At 65.2% G+C, this 462-nt stretch carries 1 pseudogene; it reads right to left on the bottom strand.

The annotated features are described in order from the left end of the window. Positions 1 to 462: pseudogene (locus DQ241_RS20345) on the bottom strand (ribonucleotide-diphosphate reductase subunit alpha); the annotation flags it as partial.

The raw sequence follows: 462 nt of genomic DNA, 5'->3' as shown, positions 1-462 counted from the left end.
AGATGTGTATAAGAGACAGCCCCCGAGGCGTACTTCGAGTCCTCGAACCCGCCGAACCGCTGGCCGGTCTCGATCGCGATCCGGTTCGAGGCCCGCAGCGCGTGGAACAGCACCGCGTAGAAGTACATGTTCGTGAAGTCGATGCCCTCCTCCGAGCCGTAGTGGACGCGCTCGCGCGCCAGGTAGCCGTGGAGGTTCATCTGCCCCAGGCCGATGGCGTGGGAGGCCGCGTTGCCCTTGGCGATGGACGGCACCGACTGGATGTCGGACATGACCGACACGGCCGTCAGCGCACGGATCGCGGTCTCCACGGACCGGCCGAAGTCCGGCGAGTCCATGGTCTTGGCGATGTTCATCGAGCCGAGGTTGCAGGAGATGTCCTGGCCCACGTGGGCGTAGCTCAGGTCCTCGTTGTACTCGGAGGCCTCGGAGACCTGCAGGATCTCGGAGCACAGGTTGGAC

Origin of the sequence: Blastococcus sp. TF02A-30 (genome assembly GCF_003319185.1) — a bacterium.
GTDB lineage: Bacteria > Actinomycetota > Actinomycetes > Mycobacteriales > Geodermatophilaceae > Blastococcus.
This window is presented reverse-complemented; position numbering and strand designations above follow the sequence as displayed.